At 37.9% G+C, this 19,142-nt stretch carries 25 protein-coding genes and 1 pseudogene; 17 read left to right on the top strand and 9 right to left on the bottom strand.

Annotated features, from left to right (window positions below; translation table 11 throughout):
• Positions 1–47 precede the first annotated feature (47 nt).
• Positions 48–569, top strand: coding sequence for an O-acetyl-ADP-ribose deacetylase (locus tag ACR3I3_RS10665; protein ID WP_440952240.1), 522 nt, complete (start codon positions 48–50; stop codon positions 567–569).
• A 121-nt stretch (positions 570–690) separates the two neighbouring features.
• Here the strand turns inward: ACR3I3_RS10665 and ACR3I3_RS10660 are convergent, their stop codons facing one another.
• A complete protein-coding gene (locus ACR3I3_RS10660; protein ID WP_440952239.1) occupies positions 691–948 on the bottom strand; it encodes a hypothetical protein in 258 nt (85 codons plus the stop codon).
• 43 nt (positions 949–991) lie between these two features.
• Between ACR3I3_RS10660 and ACR3I3_RS10655 the strand changes: the two genes are divergently transcribed.
• The 6 genes from ACR3I3_RS10655 (at position 992) to ACR3I3_RS10630 (ending at position 4,011) form a co-directional block, all read left to right on the top strand.
• Positions 992–1,375 (top strand): hypothetical protein, encoded by a 384-nt coding sequence (locus ACR3I3_RS10655; RefSeq protein WP_440952238.1) that lies wholly within the window; start codon positions 992–994, stop codon positions 1,373–1,375.
• 90 nt (positions 1,376–1,465) lie between these two features.
• Complete coding sequence (locus ACR3I3_RS10650) at positions 1,466–1,591, top strand: hypothetical protein (protein WP_440952237.1); 126 nt, start codon at positions 1,466–1,468, stop codon at positions 1,589–1,591.
• A gap of 176 nt (positions 1,592–1,767) precedes the next feature.
• Positions 1,768–2,319 carry a Csac_0668 family 2Fe-2S cluster-binding (seleno)protein gene (locus ACR3I3_RS10645; RefSeq protein ID WP_440952236.1) on the top strand — a complete coding sequence of 184 codons (552 nt, stop codon included), beginning with the start codon at positions 1,768–1,770 and terminating at the stop codon, positions 2,317–2,319.
• A gap of 43 nt (positions 2,320–2,362) precedes the next feature.
• Positions 2,363–2,677 (top strand): DUF6951 family protein, encoded by a 315-nt coding sequence (locus ACR3I3_RS10640; RefSeq protein WP_440952235.1) that lies wholly within the window; start codon positions 2,363–2,365, stop codon positions 2,675–2,677.
• A gap of 62 nt (positions 2,678–2,739) precedes the next feature.
• Complete coding sequence (locus ACR3I3_RS10635) at positions 2,740–3,018, top strand: ATP-binding protein (RefSeq protein ID WP_440952234.1); 279 nt, start codon at positions 2,740–2,742, stop codon at positions 3,016–3,018.
• Positions 3,019–3,741: 723 nt separating this feature from the next.
• Positions 3,742–4,011: a DUF3303 domain-containing protein gene (locus ACR3I3_RS10630; protein WP_440952233.1), complete on the top strand. Its 270-nt coding sequence runs from the start codon at positions 3,742–3,744 to the stop codon at positions 4,009–4,011.
• A 77-nt stretch (positions 4,012–4,088) separates the two neighbouring features.
• Here ACR3I3_RS10630 and ACR3I3_RS10625 read toward each other — a convergent pair.
• Positions 4,089–4,259 (bottom strand): annotated as a pseudogene (locus tag ACR3I3_RS10625) (CRISPR-associated endonuclease Cas1); the annotation flags it as partial.
• 54 nt (positions 4,260–4,313) lie between these two features.
• Between ACR3I3_RS10625 and ACR3I3_RS10620 the strand changes: the two are divergent.
• Positions 4,314–4,673: a metallophosphoesterase family protein gene (locus ACR3I3_RS10620; protein ID WP_440952232.1), complete on the top strand. Its 360-nt coding sequence runs from the start codon at positions 4,314–4,316 to the stop codon at positions 4,671–4,673.
• Positions 4,648–4,803, top strand: coding sequence for a hypothetical protein (locus ACR3I3_RS10615; protein ID WP_440952231.1), 156 nt, complete (start codon positions 4,648–4,650; stop codon positions 4,801–4,803). Before ACR3I3_RS10620 ends, ACR3I3_RS10615 begins: the two co-directional genes overlap by 26 nt.
• A gap of 109 nt (positions 4,804–4,912) precedes the next feature.
• On the opposite strand, the gene ACR3I3_RS10610 is transcribed toward ACR3I3_RS10615, so the two are convergent.
• Together ACR3I3_RS10610 and ACR3I3_RS10605 are read right to left on the bottom strand one after the other, a co-directional pair.
• Positions 4,913–5,533: a cupin domain-containing protein gene (locus ACR3I3_RS10610; RefSeq protein WP_440953791.1), complete on the bottom strand. Its 621-nt coding sequence runs from the start codon at positions 5,531–5,533 to the stop codon at positions 4,913–4,915.
• A 90-nt stretch (positions 5,534–5,623) separates the two neighbouring features.
• Complete coding sequence (locus ACR3I3_RS10605; RefSeq protein ID WP_440952230.1) at positions 5,624–5,818, bottom strand: hypothetical protein; 195 nt, start codon at positions 5,816–5,818, stop codon at positions 5,624–5,626.
• Positions 5,819–6,122: 304 nt separating this feature from the next.
• On the opposite strand from ACR3I3_RS10605, the gene ACR3I3_RS10600 reads away from it, so the two are divergent.
• On the top strand, positions 6,123–6,242 hold the full coding sequence (locus tag ACR3I3_RS10600) for a symporter small accessory protein (RefSeq protein ID WP_440952229.1): 120 nt from the start codon (positions 6,123–6,125) through the stop codon (positions 6,240–6,242).
• 1 nt (position 6,243) lies between these two features.
• Positions 6,244–7,836 carry a sodium:solute symporter family protein gene (locus ACR3I3_RS10595; protein ID WP_440952228.1) on the top strand — a complete coding sequence of 531 codons (1,593 nt, stop codon included), beginning with the start codon at positions 6,244–6,246 and terminating at the stop codon, positions 7,834–7,836.
• 225 nt (positions 7,837–8,061) lie between these two features.
• On the opposite strand, the gene ACR3I3_RS10590 is transcribed toward ACR3I3_RS10595, so the two are convergent.
• From ACR3I3_RS10590 to ACR3I3_RS10570, 5 genes are all read right to left on the bottom strand, one after another.
• Positions 8,062–8,805, bottom strand: coding sequence for a hypothetical protein (locus ACR3I3_RS10590; RefSeq protein WP_440952227.1), 744 nt, complete (start codon positions 8,803–8,805; stop codon positions 8,062–8,064).
• Positions 8,806–9,143: 338 nt separating this feature from the next.
• On the bottom strand, positions 9,144–11,804 hold the full coding sequence (locus ACR3I3_RS10585) for a DNA polymerase (protein ID WP_440952226.1): 2,661 nt from the start codon (positions 11,802–11,804) through the stop codon (positions 9,144–9,146).
• Entirely contained in the window at positions 11,797–12,129 is a 333-nt protein-coding gene (locus ACR3I3_RS10580) for an HNH endonuclease signature motif containing protein (RefSeq protein WP_440952225.1), read from the bottom strand. The genes ACR3I3_RS10585 and ACR3I3_RS10580 overlap by 8 nt, the downstream gene beginning before the upstream one ends.
• 12 nt (positions 12,130–12,141) lie before the next feature.
• Positions 12,142–12,783: a hypothetical protein gene (locus ACR3I3_RS10575; RefSeq protein WP_440952224.1), complete on the bottom strand. Its 642-nt coding sequence runs from the start codon at positions 12,781–12,783 to the stop codon at positions 12,142–12,144.
• Complete coding sequence (locus tag ACR3I3_RS10570) at positions 12,780–12,923, bottom strand: hypothetical protein (protein ID WP_440952223.1); 144 nt, start codon at positions 12,921–12,923, stop codon at positions 12,780–12,782. Before ACR3I3_RS10570 ends, ACR3I3_RS10575 begins: the two co-directional genes overlap by 4 nt.
• Before the next feature lie 70 nt (positions 12,924–12,993).
• Between ACR3I3_RS10570 and ACR3I3_RS10565 the strand changes: the two genes are divergently transcribed.
• From ACR3I3_RS10565 to ACR3I3_RS10540, 6 genes are all read left to right on the top strand, one after another.
• Positions 12,994–13,887 carry a hypothetical protein gene (locus ACR3I3_RS10565; RefSeq protein ID WP_440952222.1) on the top strand — a complete coding sequence of 298 codons (894 nt, stop codon included), beginning with the start codon at positions 12,994–12,996 and terminating at the stop codon, positions 13,885–13,887.
• Positions 13,887–15,104, top strand: coding sequence for a CRISPR-associated endonuclease Cas1 (gene cas1 / locus ACR3I3_RS10560; protein ID WP_440952221.1), 1,218 nt, complete (start codon positions 13,887–13,889; stop codon positions 15,102–15,104). Before ACR3I3_RS10565 ends, cas1 (ACR3I3_RS10560) begins: the two co-directional genes overlap by 1 nt.
• A gap of 82 nt (positions 15,105–15,186) precedes the next feature.
• Complete coding sequence (locus ACR3I3_RS10555) at positions 15,187–15,777, top strand: zinc-ribbon domain-containing protein (RefSeq protein WP_440952220.1); 591 nt, start codon at positions 15,187–15,189, stop codon at positions 15,775–15,777.
• Positions 15,778–15,895: 118 nt separating this feature from the next.
• A complete protein-coding gene (locus ACR3I3_RS10550) occupies positions 15,896–16,474 on the top strand; it encodes a hypothetical protein (RefSeq protein ID WP_440952219.1) in 579 nt (192 codons plus the stop codon).
• Positions 16,475–17,072: 598 nt separating this feature from the next.
• Positions 17,073–18,287 (top strand): CRISPR-associated endonuclease Cas1, encoded by a 1,215-nt coding sequence (cas1, locus tag ACR3I3_RS10545; protein WP_440952218.1) that lies wholly within the window; start codon positions 17,073–17,075, stop codon positions 18,285–18,287.
• 101 nt (positions 18,288–18,388) lie between these two features.
• The gene (locus ACR3I3_RS10540) at positions 18,389–18,667 is read left to right on the top strand and encodes a hypothetical protein (protein WP_440952217.1); all 279 of its coding nucleotides are present in this window, start codon (positions 18,389–18,391) and stop codon (positions 18,665–18,667) included.
• Positions 18,668–19,142 lie beyond the last annotated feature (475 nt).

Genomic DNA, 19,142 nt, shown 5'->3' with positions numbered 1-19,142 from the left:
GTGTAGTCAGGATAATCCTGAAATCCTATCAGACCAGACTATTATGTATGCTTTCTGACAGGGTTGTTGTGATCAAAGGCGATATTGTAGAACTGGATGTTGACGCCATTGTGAATGCTGCCAATAATTCCCTTCTGGGTGGTGGCGGGGTGGATGGTGCCATACATTCAGCAGCAGGTCCCGGGCTTCTTGAGGAATGCAGAGGGCTGAAAGGCTGTCCAACAGGGGAAGCGAAGATAACTTCCGGTTATCGTCTTCCTGCAAAGTGGGTGATACATACTGTGGGTCCGATCTGGAGGGGTGGTACTTCCGGGGAAGATGAGATGCTGGCCCGCTGTTACCGTAACAGCCTGAAGCTGGCGGTAAGGAATGGTGTTAGATCTATTGCTTTTCCTTCAATAAGTACGGGTGCATACGGATTTCCTGTGGACAGGGCTGCCGGGATCGCAGTACGCGGGATATCTGATTTCCTTGGGAAGGAAAGTTCTATCGAGAAGGTCCTGTTAGTTTGCTTCAATGACAGGGCATTTGAGAGCTATTCCCGTGCTCTTGAGGAATATCAAGCTTAAGCAGCATCCTTCTAACATCAGAGGTAGCACGGAATGACCAGATGATAAGTAAAAGCCTGTAAAAAAAGAAATAAAGGCGAATGAGTTGGAGGGGGGATACTCCTTTATCTGATAGATCATTTTAATGGTTGATCGTTCTCACATCAAGATCGTGAGTTTTGAACCAGCTTTCAATTTCTTCCATCTCTTCTGGATTTAGGCTCGCTTCGTCTTTACAGATGTACTCCTTGTCAAGCTGGTGATATTTGTGTACTCCCATCTTGTGGTATGGGAGCAGGTTCACACCCTTGAAATTATCGAAATCACGGTAAGGCTTCAAAAGGTCGATGACCTTATCGATGTCCTCTTTGCTGCTGTTCACACCTTTAAGCAGTGGCATTCTTATGAGGACATTATATCCGCGCGTGATAAGTTCCTGCAGATTGCTTAAAATAAGCTCATTACGAATCCCCGTATATTCCAGATGCTTCTCCGAAGAAGCATGCTTTATATCGAAAAGGAACAGGTCCAAGAATTCTGCCACTTTTTACAGTGCATCTGTCAATGAAGATGTTGAGAAGATTAAGCCAGTTGCTCCATTCAGCAAAAATCCACAGGTTGCGGTTGAGAAACCGTTCATTGATTACAATACGGGGGAAGTTCTTCAGGGTAGAGAATATTGGAAGCCGTTAAGTGATGTGTTCCTTGATTACATAGATCATCCTGAAGCCAAGTTTGAAGGTGATGTTGGTGTGCTGCAAAGGAGACACCTGAAGCCTAAAGGTTGCGTGTACATCGGGAAGGAAGCTAACAACATTGATATCTAGGAGCTTGAAGGGAATATTGTTGAAACCTATTTTGATATCAATTCATTTCATGAATGGGTACTTGGTCTGACTCCTGATGATGCTCGGAAAATGGGAATTGAACACAGAAGCACGTTGAAGAGGGTCAAGGATAAAATAAAAAATGGGAAGAAGATGAATTATGGGAAAGGTATGTCAAAAATGCTGGTGAATTTATTTTTAAATTCAAAAATGTGATGTGGAAAATCAGAGGTGAGTAGTTGCTCACTCTCAATTCACATGTAAGGGAGAAGCTTGGAAGGATGAGAATTAATAACATGAACTTTGATTGAGTCACAAGTATTACAATTAATCTTGAAATACTTGGTTCTATATATGAATATTGACAAAAAAATCTGGTTGTAGGAGTGAAAATGTCTTCAAAAAATTTAAATCCGACATGTTGTTGCAATGAATCAACATCCGAATCAAGCGACTGCTGTAATGAAACAATAATCATTGGTTTCAAAGAAAAAACTGAACCCTGTCCAGTTTGTGAAAACAATGGAATGCTTGTAGGAAGTATTACAGTAAAACACATGGTGTTGGATGAACTTGTAGAGCAGGTTTTAGATGATAACTATCATCTTTGTACGAACGAGAAATGTGATATTGCATATTATAATCTAAAATCAAATAGTACATTTGAGACGAAAGACATCAAAGTACCAATATGGTTCAAAAAAGATGCTGATCCAAAGTATGCATGCTATTGCAACAAGATAACTGAAGACCAAGTTATAAAGACAGTTATTGAAAAAGGACTTACGAACATGAAAGACATCGTATTAGGCATAAACGGAAATATGGAGTGTCATTGTAAAACCAAAAATCCGACTGGGAAATGTTGCTCAAAAGTATTTAACAGCATAATAAATAAAGGCCTATCGATAAAAAATTCAAAAAGAAATAATATAACTCATTAAAAATCGATTTAACTAAAAAGAAGATTTGATGAGGTATGATTAAATGACAGATGTAATAGTAAATTCAACAATATGTGACTTTGTTCATAAGATCCACGGGGAACTTAAAGGAGACAAAATAATAATTGATATCGAGTCCCCCTGTGAGAAGATACAACAAATGTCACATCTGGAAGTTCCAATGATGGAAATACTCGACATTAAAGATAACTATGTAATGGAAAAGGCCAAAGAAGCAAAATGTTCTTCAAACTGCCTAGTACCATGCGGTATTCTCAATGTGTGCAGAATCGAATCTGGTTTCCTGGCAAAATCTCTGGCTCAAAAGGCAGGAAGTATGAGCATCTCGTTCAAATGAACTTTGAACTGAAGCATATAACAGTAAGAAGTGTACGAAATTTCGAAGGGGATAATTGAAAAATGAAGGTCGAAAAATGGTTTGGGATTAACAGAAAAACGATCAATTGGTTCCCAACAATTGACTATGACATATGTAACGGTTGCATGATCTGCTTGCAGTGCAATTATAATGTTTTTAGTAAAAAGGATGACAAACCCCTTGTGAAGAATAAAGATAATTGCGTTGTCGGATGCACTGCGTGTGCCATAGTTTGCCCTGAAGATGCTATAAGGCTTCCCCCGAAAGAATATCTTCGAAGAGTTGCAAGACAAAATAAGTCATCCTGCTGTTGCTGTTGAAATCTCGTACCAACCAAAGTCTTCATAGAGATCAAAAAAGTTATCATTCAAAATTACACAGGTTAAAAATTTACAGAGACCAAAAGCACTTCATACCCAGTTACTCAAACAATGGAGTCAATAAAAGAAGAGAATCTTCGTGCTGAAATTTTAAAGACCCAAGTTTTTAGTGTTCTAAGATTACCAAAAAAAGCTTAGAGAAACAACAATAACGTGATTATAACTATTTTGTAGAATAAGTATTGAAGTTACATGAATTAATTTGCACATTTTAAATTTTGTCCCAGATAAAATAAGGTTAAAATCATGAGAGACAATTTTTGAACTGATTTTGAACGTAATCGATCAACTAAAAAAAACCCAAATTTGTCTTTTTAGACTTAAAACGGTTATGCGGACATCGTGCAAAGTCCGTTACCATATTTTTTCTTGTATATATCCCCGGGGATATAGTTAACACCAAAAAACCGAACTTTCACAATATTACCAAACAGAACACTCCCTTTTTCAAAAGGATTCTTTGATTATATTAATAATTATATTTAAAATTATATTTTTAATAATTATATCAAAAAGAATTTGTATTACAATGTCTGATATTTATATGGGTTTGGGAGTACTGAAATGAAATTCTCTTGCTCAAATCAGTCGTAAGTTGGGTATTTCGGCTGTGATTGATTAAATAGATGAAATGTAAGTAAATTAAAGGGGAGTGTTAAAGAAATGCTGTTTATGGACATAATTTCATGGGAACCAAAGGACAATAACGAAGTAATAGAACGTTTTTCAAACTGGGAATATCCCGAAGGAATTAAGGTCATCGGTGAATGGGTTGACTTGTCGAACTGTAGAACCGTTGTGTTATATGATGCAGAAAACGCTGAAGCTTATGCTGTTTCTACTTTTCCTTGGAGAGACATCTGTTACTTCGATAGCTTTCCCGTAATGGAAGCAAGTGAAGTCATGAAACTCATGTCCGAAAAAATGAAATGATTTATGAGGGATTTGATTATCAACATTATGTTGATTCATTTCTTTTTTCTCTTTTTTAATTGAACACAATACTTCCATCATTCACTAACAGAAACTCTTTGTTCCCAATTATCCAGCCTCTCTCTAACATGAGCATTCAGAGTGAACGGCTTCTCACTCTTGGCGTTCTGTTTCATGTAATGCAAAGTACCCTTAGAGAATCCCATCTTTTTCCATTCGGTATAAGGCATGTCAATGATCTTTTTTCTTTTTTTAATGTGATGCAGGAGAGCCACAACCATTGATCCCTGGGAATTGTAAACATGATTGGAAATCTGTCTGACTCACACGATAACCTGGAAGCAATAAAAGATGCAGTGGCTTTCTTTAATGAGAAGGGTTTTTCTGCCGTCCTCCACGCAGGTGATATCGTATCATCCTTTACGGCACGTGCTTTCAAAGAACTCAAACCAAAGCTGTACTTTGTATTCGAGAACAACGAAGGGGACCGGCTGACCATCCGGGAATGGTTTGGGGAGTTCGGTGCAGAGGCCTGCGGGGATTTTGCTGCTCTGGAGATAGAAGGACTTCGCATTGCATTGCTTCACGGGATCAATGAAGCAGATGTCAATGCCCTTGCAGTATCAGGTGATTTTGATGGGTTGTACTTGGTCATACCATGATGCCGGTGTTGTCGAAGTAGAGGGTACTCCGATCGTAAATCCGGGAGAGACTGCAGGGGTACTTACTGGCAGAAGGACGGTTGCACTGCTTGATCCTGCGTTACTTGACATTGAGATCGTTGATTTCTGAGTATTTTTTGTTGTGTCAGATAAGTTCCATATTTATCATAGTGTTAATTGGTTCATCTATTGACGGGTAGATCTTCATCGGCATGATCTAAAATGAGCGAAGTGAAGGATCACTCCACCATTTCCTCATTCTCCTCTGCCCAGGCAGGCTCGTCTATTGCAAAGAATTCAAGATCAATGTCTCCTGTGTTCTCTGTATACTGCTTTGAATTTGCCGGGATGTTAACAATCTTTCCTTTGCTCAGTTCAAATGGTACATCCTCTATGTAGAGAATACCTTCGCCTTCAAGGACATAATATGCTTCCGGATTCTTCATCATGTGGGGTTCAATGGACTTTCCGGGCTTTACTATCACATGGGCAATGCTGTAATTGATTCCCAGATCTTTATCAGTTGTTGCCGGGTGGACCAAGTTAGCAATAAATACATCTCCAAAGCGGCTGAAATGTTCAAGCTCACCAACATCATTGGTATAAACGTAGTCATTGACGTAGAAACCGGAGTGCACAAGATATGTCTCATTATCGATAGTAGTTCTCCTGACAAATGTGGACTTCTTTGAAGGTGTGGTCTCTCCTGGCTTTGGCCAGTAGTAGTTGACCCATCCTTCACCCTCTTCGCTTAAGGCGGTGTCGATTAGCATCCTGCCTAATGGTTCGCCTCTGTAGTCTTCAAGATCGATCACGCTTTCGCCTTCACCGCTTACTTTTGGTGGAAAGACAACACGTATTCCTTCGGTCTTCCAGACGGTAATATAGGAATCATTATGATACCATTTACTTTCCTTTTGCCTGAACTCATCAAATGCAAGTTCACCTTTTTAATCTATCAGATCAATTGCTTCATTGACAAATTCTACTCTTTCCTGTTTCTGGGTCAATAGCAAACTCTGTTCTTCTGTGATCAATTGATCTTCCTTTTCAATGGTATACGTATCTTTGTCCGATCCGACACAACCCATTCCCAGGGTTGATATGATCAAAATAATAATTAGAATGGATGTAATTTTTTTCATAGTATGATCACAGGCCAGCAATACGAATTAACTATATTTGTATATTTCTAAAGTTTTTCGTAATGCAGATTTTTTGCTACCTGAATTGCTATTTTCTTTTATTACAGGCTCGAAATACAGCACCGTATCTTCCAAATCATTCCTGTACTTTTATCGCCATTGATGCTCATTTTCATTCAACCGATTGTATTATTTTTCCCGAATAACTTCGAAACATTAAAGTATGGTACATGTTAACAGATACCAGTATGAAATCTTGCTACATGTTAGCAAGCACCAAACAAAAAATGGCAAGTGGTAGTTTATGTTAGGTATTGATGACCCCCAGATATGGTTAGCATATGTCCTGTGTGTTGTAAGTGCACTGGGATGTATGGTCTACGGTATTTTAAAGTGGAATGAAGAAGAGGACGAGGAGTGCTAAGATGGCGGTCAGTACAGCAACTCTTGGAATATTTGTCCTGATCTATATGCTCGCCGTGTTCTATTGTGGCTGGCTGGCATACAGGAGGACCAAAGAGGTCGATGACTATATGCTTGCCGGAAGAAAGGTAAATCCTTACATCCTTGCACTTTCCTATGGTGCAGCTTTTATCAGTACAGCTGCGATCATTGGTTTTGGCGGAGTGACCGGAACTCTTGGTCTGGGAACCCTCTGGTTAGTGTTCATGAACATCTTCGTCGGTATCTTTATTGCATTCATTTTCTTCGGTTCAAGGACCAGAAGGATCGGTGTGAACCTTAATGCCGTTACATTCCCTGAACTTCTGGGAAGACGCTTCCAGTCACGTTTCATCCAGGGATATTCCGGAGCTCTTATCGCCCTTTTCATGCCTCTTTATGCAGGTATCGTCCTTATTGGCGGTGCAAGGTTCATGGAAACCGCACTTTCCATTGATTATGATATTGCTGTCCTTATCCTGACAGTGATCGTGGCTGCCTATGTGATCACAGGCGGTCTGCTTGCGGTCATGTATACCGATGCTCTTCAGGGCACCCTTATGCTCGGTGGTATGGCAGTCCTTCTCGCACTTACCTACGCAAAGCTTGGAGGTATCGTTGAAGCTCACCAGGCACTTACCAACCTTGCACCGATGGTACCTGAATCACTTGCAGCCGGTGGTCATCAGGGATGGACGGCAATGCCTGAGTTCGGCTCGCCTATCTGGTGGACAATGGTATCCACGATCATCCTTGGTGTTGGTATTGGTGTGCTTGCACAGCCACAGCTTGCGGTCAGGTTCATGACAGTCGACAGCAAGAAGTCCCTGAACAGGGCAGTCTTCGCTGGTGGTCCTTTCATCCTCATGATGGCAGGTGTAGCATACATTGTAGGCGGACTTTCAAACGTTTACTTCTTCAACACCAGAGGGATGCTCTCCATTGAGGTTGCAAAAGGAAACATGGATGTTATCATGCCAGAATACATCAACAGTGCAATGCCTGAGATGTTCGTCATCGTTTTCATGATAACCCTGCTTGCAGCCGCAATGTCAACCCTTAGCTCACAGTTCCACACCATGGGAACTGCTATCGGACACGACTTCTACCGTGAGTTCCTCATGAAAGGCAATGCGGGAAAGACGGTTGATGTCACAAAGATCGGTATCTCTGTTACCATCCTCTTCAGTGTCATACTCGCATACATCCTGCCTATCAGCATCATCGCAAGGGCAACTGCGATCTTCTTCGGACTTTGTGCAGCAGCTTTCCTGCCGATGTACATGGGTGCATTGTTCTGGAAGGGAATGACCCGTGAAGGAGCAATTGCAAGCCTTATTGTAGGTACTTTCAGCAGCCTGTTCTGGCTCACTTTCGTCCATGCAAAGGAAGCAGCACCTCTTGGTATCTGCCAGGCTCTCTTTGGGACAGAGACATTACTTACAGGCACATGGACACTTGTTGACCCGATCCTCGTAGCAACACCGCTGGCAATGATCGTTGCAGTTGGTGTAAGTCTTGTTACCACACCACCGCCAGTGGAACATCTTGAAAAATGCTACGGAACTAAAAATTGAGAATTTATTATTTGGAAATTATGAGTTGCAGGCGATGTTAAAGCCTGCATCTGGCTTTTTTTGTTTAGTTTTCTCTGTATATTGTTGAATTAGGTTCGAATCGTACCCCTCGCATAATAGTTTGGGGATATAGGTAACACCAAAAAACCGAACTCTTAAAATTTCAATGCTAAGTCATGCATATAAGAAAAGAAATTAAAAAATAAAAACAAAAGAAAGGCTTATTCAGCCTTCGAGTGAAATTAAGATAGTTTCGTAATCTCGATCTATGCTTGTCTGGAGATCATCAAGAATTTTTTTGTCTTCGTATGTATCGACACCCATGTCCTTTAACGCAATTTCATTTTCTTCTATAAACTCTTTAAAGCTTACCAGATGTGGTTCTACCCGATTCATTTCATCGATATACTCATTTCCAACATCTATCAAATGATCGTATTCTTCATCACTGATATATCCATCAGATTCTGCCATTGCCAAGGCATCATTCCAATTATCGGTGCAACTTTCAATATTGCTTAAATCTTCTTCATATGTTGCCAAATGTTGTTCATATTCATCGGCAATATAATCTGTTTCCTGGTTGGTAGATGTTTCCATAACTTCGTAATTCTCATCCATTTCGGTTTGGAAATCGACTAAAGCTTTTTTGTCTTCGTAAGTGTCCACACCCATGTCTTTTAATGCATTTTCATTTTCTTCAATAAATGCTTTAAAGCTATCAATATGAGGGTTTACACGGTTCATTTCTGTGGAATACTCATTTCTAATATCTATTAAATGATCGTATTCTTCATCACCGATATATCCATCAGATTCTGCCATTGCCAAGGCATCGTTCCAGTTGTCTATGGCATCATCCAAGGATGCCACATCTTCTTCAAAAGTGCTTACATGTTGGTCGTATTCCTCGGAAATATAATCTGTCTCTTGGCTAGCACATCCACTAACTATTAATGCAAATGCCATTATTATTGATATAATTATATATTTATTTGACATATATTCACACACGTCCTTAAATCGATACTTATATTATAATTGTCTACGTATTATAGAAATCCACTTCAATATTGTAAAATTTCTAATTTAAAAAATTATAAGATCATAATACTAATAAATATATTTATACTTTGTTTCGATTTGCAAATATTAACTAAATAACAATAAAAAATATATAGTGTATAATAATTGTCTGTTTTGTATTAAACAGAATGTGAATTATAGGAAAATAGTATAAAGAAAATATACACCAATATGCTACAACGCAAAATAATGAGTGAAATACTCTTTTCTTTTAAAGCAAATTATAGTAATCTTTCAACAGCGGGAGTTCTCCAATTAATCTTCTTCCCTTCCCTTATCCTTTGCTTGATAGCCTGAAACGTACTCCTCCCTACTCCACATCTTTCAGCTTCCTTCTGTGACATCTCAAGAATCTTTCTCTTCTTCTCTTCTATATCAACAAATACCTGAGCTCGCTTCACATTCAATTCCTGTTCATCAATATTGTTGGCTTCCTTCCCAATGTAAACAACACTATTGGCATGAATGTGCTTCCTCTCAAGAACTCCAATCTCACCATCAAATTTATGCTCAGGATGTTCCACATATTGTCCAATTGTCCTGCTCAATGGTTTGAAATAATGAGATCCTTCCTTGATATCTCCAGTTTCATAATCAATGAATGGCTCATAGACAGCTTTTTGAGGATCGTTTGAAAAAGGCATTAGAGGCTTGACAGCTTTGCCAGCTTCCTCAACTACCTGGAATCCTACAAGATAAAAGTTAAACGGCTTGATCTGGTCTTTCCATTCCTTACCTGCATTGAATCCCTTGAACCTTTTCAGGACATTTGCAGTTGAAACTGTAAGCCTTGAGATAGCATACAATCCCGAATACTTTTCCTCAATATCCGTTTCTGAGATCGTTCCATAATGCAACTTGAGAATATCTTCCCATATCTCAGCCTGCCAATCATCAACAACCTTTGGAAACGGATTTGTTAAATGACCAAGTCCATGTAATTTGAAGGATCTCTCTCCTTCCATGAACTTGATTTTTCTATTCTCATAAGTGTAAAGGGCATATCTCTTAGAGGATATACCATAAAACCACATATCCTCTTTCTCAGGCTTCAACAAGTCAATATCAAGGTTGTATGGATTGAGAGGTTGGAAATAATCAATGATCTCCTGAGCATGTTTGGGAGGAACAAAGATAGAATCGGTATCCATGTATGCATGGACTGAACCAAGCTCTTTGACTTTGGCTTCTGCCATTGCCAAGAACAGCTTAGATCCTGCTGTAATCATAACAGCAAGCAATGGATGATAGTAATTACCTGCCTTCTCAAACCTGTTCTCTGAGGTGCTGAAATCATCCAAGCCATAAACCTGAATATCGCTTTTCTTATCCTCTGGGTTAAGTTCAATGAAGATCCCATAACTCATAGCATTAACAAGTATCTTGATAGCCTGTGCCCTGCTCTTTAACTGTTGATATTCTGGATCTTCCTTGTTGATGTCCTTTATCTGAATCTGAATCTTCTGCCGTTCCTCAACAAGTACCTGAACAAGATTATCCTTTAAGGGATCAACATCAATTCCAAGTATCTGAGATTTTTTTAACCCTTTTTGAATACCTTTTGGAATATACCTGACAGCTTCAACAATCTTTGGAATTTTGCCAGTAAGAATGACTGAGGCTATGACATCAGGCAGAGCATACCATAACTCAAGATCAGAGCTGAGATAATTTATCCCTACGTTATACCCTGCTCCAGAGCCTTTGTAATCCATCCTGACAGGCAATATGTCATTATCAGGTACAATCTTAACCATTACAACAAAGTCTTTCCAATTGTCCTTCTCTTGAAGATAATCAAGATCTACTTTTGAGAGCATTTTCTTGATCTCATCAGTAACATCCTTCATCTCAAGTGATTCAGCAATCATGTACTTCCAAAGATCCATCTCCATAGTAATGGTTGGATACATGCTTGTAAAATCAAGGGTTGTTACCTTTACAGGCTCTTTCCTTCTCTTACATTCACACCTTCCGCCATAGTAAGATGTCATGATGTTCCCAATCATCTCAGAAGGAAAATCGGGATTTAGATCTAAAAATGACTGAATACCCAATTGCCTTAAAGCGTGTTTCCCGAGAGATGCTGAACTGAATATTCTGGTTAGTGGGATGTCTATCTGGTAAAGATCCAGCTCCTCAATAAGCTTCTCATAGACATGATATGTTACCTCAACATCCTGAATAAGATAATCGATATATCTCTTGGTTACTTTTCCATGTTCAATACCCTTCATCTTCTTGATAGGTGTGTTGAGTTTTTCACATGCTTTTTCAAGAGAGATGTGCTTTGATTGAAGAAGAACTTCAGCTAACTTCTGAGCATCAAGGAAATATCCATATTTTCTATTATCCCCTTTATTCTCCTTAGTTGATGTAAACTTGAAAGAATAGGCATCTCCCATCTTCTTAATAATAATTGGAGGATTGAACTTATTCTCTGAAAGAGTGAAAGTAAAACCTCCATTGTTTCTTCCTCTTGAATCTCCAACCCTTTTTGAGATCCTGCTTATATCAAAAGGGAGATTATATCCGACACAAAGTGTTTCCCAACCAAAGACCTCAGGATAGAATACCCCATCAATGAATTCATCAAGGGTATAAAGAGGTATATCATACCTTGAGGTATATCCCTTACATACTTTTATTTCGCTATCCGTAAGCATTAAAGCATCATAGAATATTCCTTCATGCTGAATATAACCATCCTGGTATATCTGGAAATATCCGATCTTGAAATTCTGGTATTGATCTATTGTAGTTTCAGTATCAAATACCAAGATTCTATCATGCTTTAATGGATCTTCTCTTGGATTGAAAAAGGGATTATCTGAAGATTGTTTAAGCTTCTTGGTATATCCCCTAACAGCGATCTTAGGCATTTGTAGTCATCTCCATACCAAGATTAATCAGACGATCTCCAAGTAGTCTTAGTAAAGCTCCAATGGAGATTATATTGAAGGCTCTCTTGTTCTGTAAGGAGGCTTTACTGGATCTTATTTTTGGACTGAGCTTGTTCTGTTCTGCTGTTATCTTTGTATGGCAGTTCTTACAAAGTGGCTTGACCAAATCTGAATTATTTCTTCCATCAACATGATGCATCTCAATAACAATTTCATCATCTTCTCCACAACTAACACAAACAATAGGTGGTTTCTTGCCTTTCTTGTGTTTTCTTACTGTTTTCGTGTGTGATTCTTTACTCATAGTGTCCACTCCTCAGTTTCCGTATATCTCCAAGAATTCAGGCTCCTCCTGTGCATCCTGAATCTCATAAAGCTGTTCCAGATCTGTTACAAACGAATGCTCTTCGCCGTTTGCATCGGTGATCTTAACGCCGTCAAACCTCTTCAAAACGGAGGGATCACCGTCTTTTAACGCCTTTTGAACGGCGGCGAAGTATTCACCGATTAGCCTTCTGTCTCTTGAATTCGCCGTTGTGATCAATATTTGACCTGCGTTTCTGTCATAAATGAGCATTTCAGCTTCAATTCTATCAGTCGCCGTTACTCTCCATCTACCGTTTGATTTGTAGAGGTACTTTCCAAGATTCCTGTTTGCTTCTTGCCGATTGACTCCAGTTTTCTCAAGAGCTTTTGAGTAGGGCACTCCTTTCCTCATATATCTGAGAACCTGAAGGGATAGTTTCCTATCCCTCTTCTCCTGTGCCTTCAAGACATTCCAAGAGGCTGTACTCAGATTGTGATCTTTAAGTCTGGCATTCCTCAGTTCTTTCAAGCTGAGTGTTGGGAATCTCTCATGGAATCTGATAATCCTTCTTGCATACTCAGAGGTTCTTGGTTGAGCCTTGAGCCATTCTCCATAAGTCCTGTAATCCTTTGAGAATCGCTTGAGAGTCATTTCTCAGCCTCCCAGAGCTTCAGTAAGGCAATTCTGACAACTTCAGCCTGAGAGCATCCAAACTTATCTGACATCTGTACAAGCTTCTCCTTTAGGAAAGGAGAAAGTGTGGTTATTATTCTTTGACTTTCGGTGTACACGATTTCTCACCGAAAAACACAAGCATGGAAAGAATTATATACGTATTTGATGTAATGTTTGATAGTTAATATGATAGCTAATTTGCCAACTAATGATGTAAATAATCAAGAATATGATGTAGACTTTGATGTAGAAGTGCTAAATTATGTATATGATAATTGCTTTGTTAGGAGGCGGCAACTCATAGATTATCTTCTAGAATTGCATAAAGATAAAAGAGGGTTTAAAAGACCAAGCATTGAACGCAAGTTACAGAGATTGACTAAAAACGGCAAACTGGTTATTATCAAGCATCCTGAATTAGAAGATTATAGCATCTATGAAGAAGATAACAGAGCTTCTTATCTAAGCCTGCCTGAAATTATTGATGATAACAAGTATCTTGATGAATTATTTTCTCATTTTGAATTAAATGGTGAATATGATAAAAATTCAATATTAAATGAGATTGATCTTCACCAAGAACGATATTCCTTTACAAGAAAACAATTGGATGTATTAGTTGACAATCTAAATACCAATGATGATAAACTGTTGCTCCACTTGATACGGATATTACAGCACTATATCATTGATAGAGGAATCACCCCAACCAAAAAAGAAGAATTGCTCAAGTTTGTTAATTGTTTGTTGGGTAAGTTTGCAGGGAAGTCAAAAACTCATGAGGGATACAGGAGAGGACTTCTTTTTATTCTTGGACATTACAATGACGATTCCATCATTGACTGGCTAAAATATGATCTCAACAGATTAGATGTTCCTGCTAATTTTGATAATATCAAAGAAGATTACGGCAATCATTACACTGCAAGAGTTATTAATCGACATAAGTTAGAGTTATTCAAACTAATCAATGATCTCAAAAAAGCAGGAAAAGAGGAAGAGGCTAGACTCGTATACAACGTCAAACACGAAGTAGCTAAATTATTTGGTCATATTAAAGAAAAGGAGTATGATTTCTAATGAAACTGTTACTTCTAAACGGTCATGGAATCAACATGCATGTTGATGGAGCTAAACTCCATATCAAAGATGGTAGGTTCTCATCAACTGAAGATCCTGAAGAGTATGTATTCTCTCCCAAGAGGATGGATATTGATAGTATTGTTGTGTACGGTAGAAGTGGATCTTTAAGCCTTGAGGCTATCAGATGGTTGATTAAGCACAATGTACAAATCACCATGTTGGACTGGAACGGCAAGTTGCTGACAACAATGCTTCCTTCTGAGAGTACCAATGTTAAGACAAAGTTTGCTCAGTACCATGCTTATGAAGAGATGAATACAAGAGTAAAGCTTGCAAGGAAGTTCATTGAAGCTAAGTTCTCTAAATCTGAGGCTGTTCTTGATTATCTTAAACAGAGGTATCCTGAGATTGAGTATGATTTCTCTGATGATAAAGCCAGACTTGAGAATGCCAAATCCATAAGGGAGATACTTGGTGTTGAAGGTGGAGTTGCTTGGAAGTACTGGAATGAGTATGCCAAAGCCGTTCCAGAACATTATGATTTCAAGGCAAGGACTGATAATTACAGAAGGGCAAATGGAGCAGGCGATAAAGTCAATGTGATGCTCAATTATGGATATGCCTTGCTTGAATCTGAATGTCTGAGAGCTATTAATTCAGTTGGTCTTGATGCTCATGTTGGTTTTCTGCATGAGATGAATCAGAGCAAGTACAGTCTTGTTTATGACCTACAAGAACCATTCAGGTTCATTGTTGATCTTGCTGTAATGAACCTGATTGAAAAGGGAGTTATGGATAACAAGGATTTTGTCAGGACTGAGAGCTTTTCATTGAGGCTTAGACCAACAGGAGCAAGAAAGGTTACTGAAGAGTTCAATTCTGTGATGAATAGCAAAGTCGAGTACAGAAAGAAGAACAGTTTATGGGGATCTGTCCTGTTATTGAAGGCAAGGGAGTTAAGCCATCATCTTGTTGGAAAGAGGAAAACGGTTGAGTTCAGCAACCCTGTTTATGCGGCTAAAAGGCATGATTCTGATTTGTTGAGGAAGAAGATCATTGATATGTCCTACACCGAATGGAAGAAGATGGGTTTCTCTAAAGGCACATTGCATTACATGAAGCAGAATGCTGAGAGTGATAAGCCGTTTACCCTCAATGCTCATGTTAGGGAGAGGTTGGAGACTTGGGGGATAATGGACTTACAAGTTCTTTAACTAATTATTTTAACCAAGATACATTTAAATCAAATTATAAGTTCAAATAAAAATATATATTGAATTAATACATAGTTAACTCATGTTTTGTTCAAATTGTGGGAATGAAATTGGTGATAATGATAAATTTTGTTCTGTTTGTGGACAACAGATAGACAAAACAGCAGATTCAACGGTTAGTTATGATAATATCTCACCTAACATCCCTATTAAAGAAAAGAAAGAATCTAACATTTGGTCGAGTATAATAATTATTTCTTTAGTCGGTTTAGCATTAATCTATGGTTCAGCATTTATGGGAGGGTTTATGGAGGGAATGTCTTCAGAGGCATCACCCATAGGAAACTCAGACAATTATTATAACATCGTAGTTGAATCACAGATTAGTTATGAATATAGTACAAGTTCAAATCAAAACATAATTGTAAATTGTTATTTTGATACTACAAATATTGGTACAGCGGGTGGCGATAACGTCCAAGTTGATTATTCACTTTTGTTTGACGATCGGGTTCTGGAATCAAGCACAATTTTCTTAGGAAGTGTTTCAGCTGGTTCAGATACTCATAGGGAAAAGGGTCATTCGGTAACTCTAACTAATAGTGAATGGCGTGAATTAAAAAATGATATTACAGAAATCACTATCGAAGTTGATGAAATAAGAGCAGAATGAAAATGAAAATTTTCACTATTTTTTTAACTCATTCATTAATATAAGACAAATGACTATATGTATATCCATATACAACTAATACAGTAATTTACAATGTATAATATTTATTGGTGTAACTATGAACAAAAAATTGATTTTGTTAATCATCCTGATTGTGAGTTTATGTGCTTGCGGGTGCACAGACTCTCCTACATACGACTCAACGTCCACTCAAAATTCATACCAAACATCCACTCAACAGCAAGATTACAACAGCAATAAAAAGATTGTTGAAGAACTTGAAAAACATCATAATGTACTAGAATCAGACTATGATAATCTTCTATCAATAGTCGATCAATTCGAGATGAATGATGACAGAATAGTACGAAATAATGAAGTTACACTTGAAGATATTTACACTCTGACGAACATTATTGAAGAGTACAATTACGAATATCGAAAAGTTCATTCTCATCTAGAATCGCATATGGTTTTTCTTAATCGAAATCAGTATGAACTTGAAGAATTAGGTGTGGATGTTTTTACTTATAAGCAAAGTTTAAATGACTATAACATAGAACTTCAAAATACTCAAGATAGGATGATATCTCGAACGGAATATTATATTGACTATCTAGCGTTACAAGAAGAATATAATAGGCAACAAAAAGAAGACTTAGAGGATTTATTGAATCTATTAATCATGTTTGCATAAAAACAGGAGCAAACTTTCTTAACCATTTTTTATAATGTTGCGTTCTGATTAAACATTAAAGAATTTTTGTAATCTGTAGGAGGTCGGTTTTACCGACTCCACTTATGTCTAATTTTTCTTTTTTGTCTGTATGCCAGACACATAACTCAAAAATAATAGGAGTTCGGTTTTTTACACTTACCTATATCCCCGCATAATAGTTTGGGGATATAGGGAAAACGGGAAAAGGCAACTCCCGAAACTTCCTTTACCTATTCGTATTAGTAAGGGCCTAGCTCTATCAAATTTATTTAAATAAGTTGTGTGACTAACTCCCCCTTAAACTTCTCGAATATCTCTCTATACCCGAAGATTATTCTCAAGCCCTGTTTTTTTTTTAATAAGTCGTAACTCGTGAAATGTTCTTTTTTTTATTTCGTAAAAACGCGATCAATAAGCACATTTCATACAAAAATTATATAAACTAAAAAGTACATTTCATATATGTACATTTCTATCAAATTGTTCAGCTATTATCTGTAAGATTCAAAAAAAAATGGTATCAAAAGTTGATGCATTAGCTTAGCTGATCATTTGGACTAATGGAAGGTAATCTACAATGAAAATGCTACTTCTAAACGGTCATGGAATCAACATGCGGGTTGATGCTGCTAAACTCCATATCAAAGATGGAAGATTTTCAACCACTGAAGAACCACAAAAGTATGTTTTCTATCCAAAAAGGATTGATATTGACAGTATTGTTGTATATGGTCGTAGTGGGTCACTGAGCTTTGAGGCTATCAGATGGTTAATCAAGCACAACGTCCAGATCACAATTCTCAATTGGGATGGAAAACTGCTGACAACAATGCTTCTTCCTGAGAGTACAAACGTAAAGACAAAGTTTGCTCAGTATCATGCTTATGAAGATAAGAATATGAGGATTGAGTTTGCCAAGAAGTTCATTGAGGCTAAGTTCTCAAAATCGGAAGCTGTTCTTGATTATTTGAAACAAAGGTATCCTGAGATTGAGTATGATTTCACTGATGATAAAGCCAGACTTGAGAAAGCCAAATCCATAAGGGAAATACTTGGTGTTGAAGGTGGAGTTGCTTGGAAGTACTGGAATGAGTATGCCAAAGCTATTCCTGAGGAATACGATTTTAGATCGAGAATAAATCAATACAGAAGAGCAACCGGAGCTGGTGATAAGGTCAATGTGATGTTGAATTATGGGTATGCTTTGCTTGAATCTGAATGTCTGAGAGCTATCAATTCAGTTGGTCTTGATGCTCATGTTGGTTTTTTGCATGAGATGAACCAGAGCAAGTACAGTCTTGCTTATGATCTGCAAGAGCCTTTCAGGTTTATTGTGGATCTTGCTGTAATGAGCCTGATTGAAAAAGGAGCTATGGATAACAAGGACTTTGTCAGGACTGAGAGCTTTTCGTTGAGGCTTAGACCAACTGGAGCAAGGAAGGTTACTGAAGAATTTAATTCTGTAATAAACAGAAAGGTGGAGTACAGGAAGAAGAATAGTTCCTGGGGATCTGTACTGTTACTCAAAGCAAGGGAATTAAGCCATCATCTTGTTGTGAAAAGGAAGGCAGTTGAGTTTAACAAGCCTGTTTATGTTGGGAAAAGGGATGATACTGATTTGTTGAGGCAGAAGATTGTTGACATGTCCTATACTGATTGGAAGAAAATGGGTTTCTCTAAAGGTACGTTGCACTACATGAAACAGAATGCTAAGAGTGATAAACCGTTTACTCTTAATGCTCATGTGAGGGAGAGGTTAGAAGGATGGGCGGATGCTAATCGTTTACGTTAATGGGTTCTCTACAGAGTCAGAATCTCCACCAAAGATTAATTTCATAAGGGGTAACATATTAGTTATACAAAATTATTAATCCTCTTTTAGGAGATAGTGGCATGACCCAAACAGAAGAAGATAGATCAAAACTAATTTATTATTTATATCAGAATGAAACACCGGATGTACTCATTTTCTTAGGAACCTTACAGGGAACATTATTTACTCCTGCTGAAAGAGTAAAAACAGAACGTAATCCAAATACTGATGTTGTAGCAATGTCAAAGAAAGGACAGAATAGATATCCTGGAAAATTACGAATTAAGGATTCAAAAAAGCATATATACAAAGATGGATCTCGAGACGAACTTACCGGTTATTCCTATCATTATGTATGAACTGTAACATTAATGAGATTTGGTAGAGCGTTATCAGACTTTCTACCATAGCTTTTTAGCTCAGGGGCTTATTTTCTTTTACTTGAATTTGTCTGTAGTTCTGATTATGCGCCTGGAAAATAGTTGATTTCTTTTACAGGCTTGTAAATTCAAGCTGTATAAAGTTGCCAAACATTCGGTGAAGAATAAAAATGTCATGTGCATAGCAGGTGAGTTATTGGGGATTATCATATCACCTGTTAACAGTTATTCTCATGAAAAGGATGGAAGAGAGGCAGGACACGGATGAGATTAAAAAGAAGTTCATTGACATGTCTTATACCGAATGGAAGAAGATGGGATTCTAAGGGTACTTTACACTATATAAAGCAGAATGCAAAGGCTGATAAACCTTTTACATTGAATGCACATGTTAGGGAGAGGTTGGAGTGTTGGCAAGTGAGCCAAGAACATTGCTGAGCAGGATTTGGATGTA

This window comes from Methanococcoides mangrovi, from assembly GCF_052057775.1.
Lineage (GTDB): Archaea > Halobacteriota > Methanosarcinia > Methanosarcinales > Methanosarcinaceae > Methanococcoides.
Note: the sequence above shows the minus strand (reverse complement) of the source record. Positions and strands in the feature narration are given on the sequence as shown.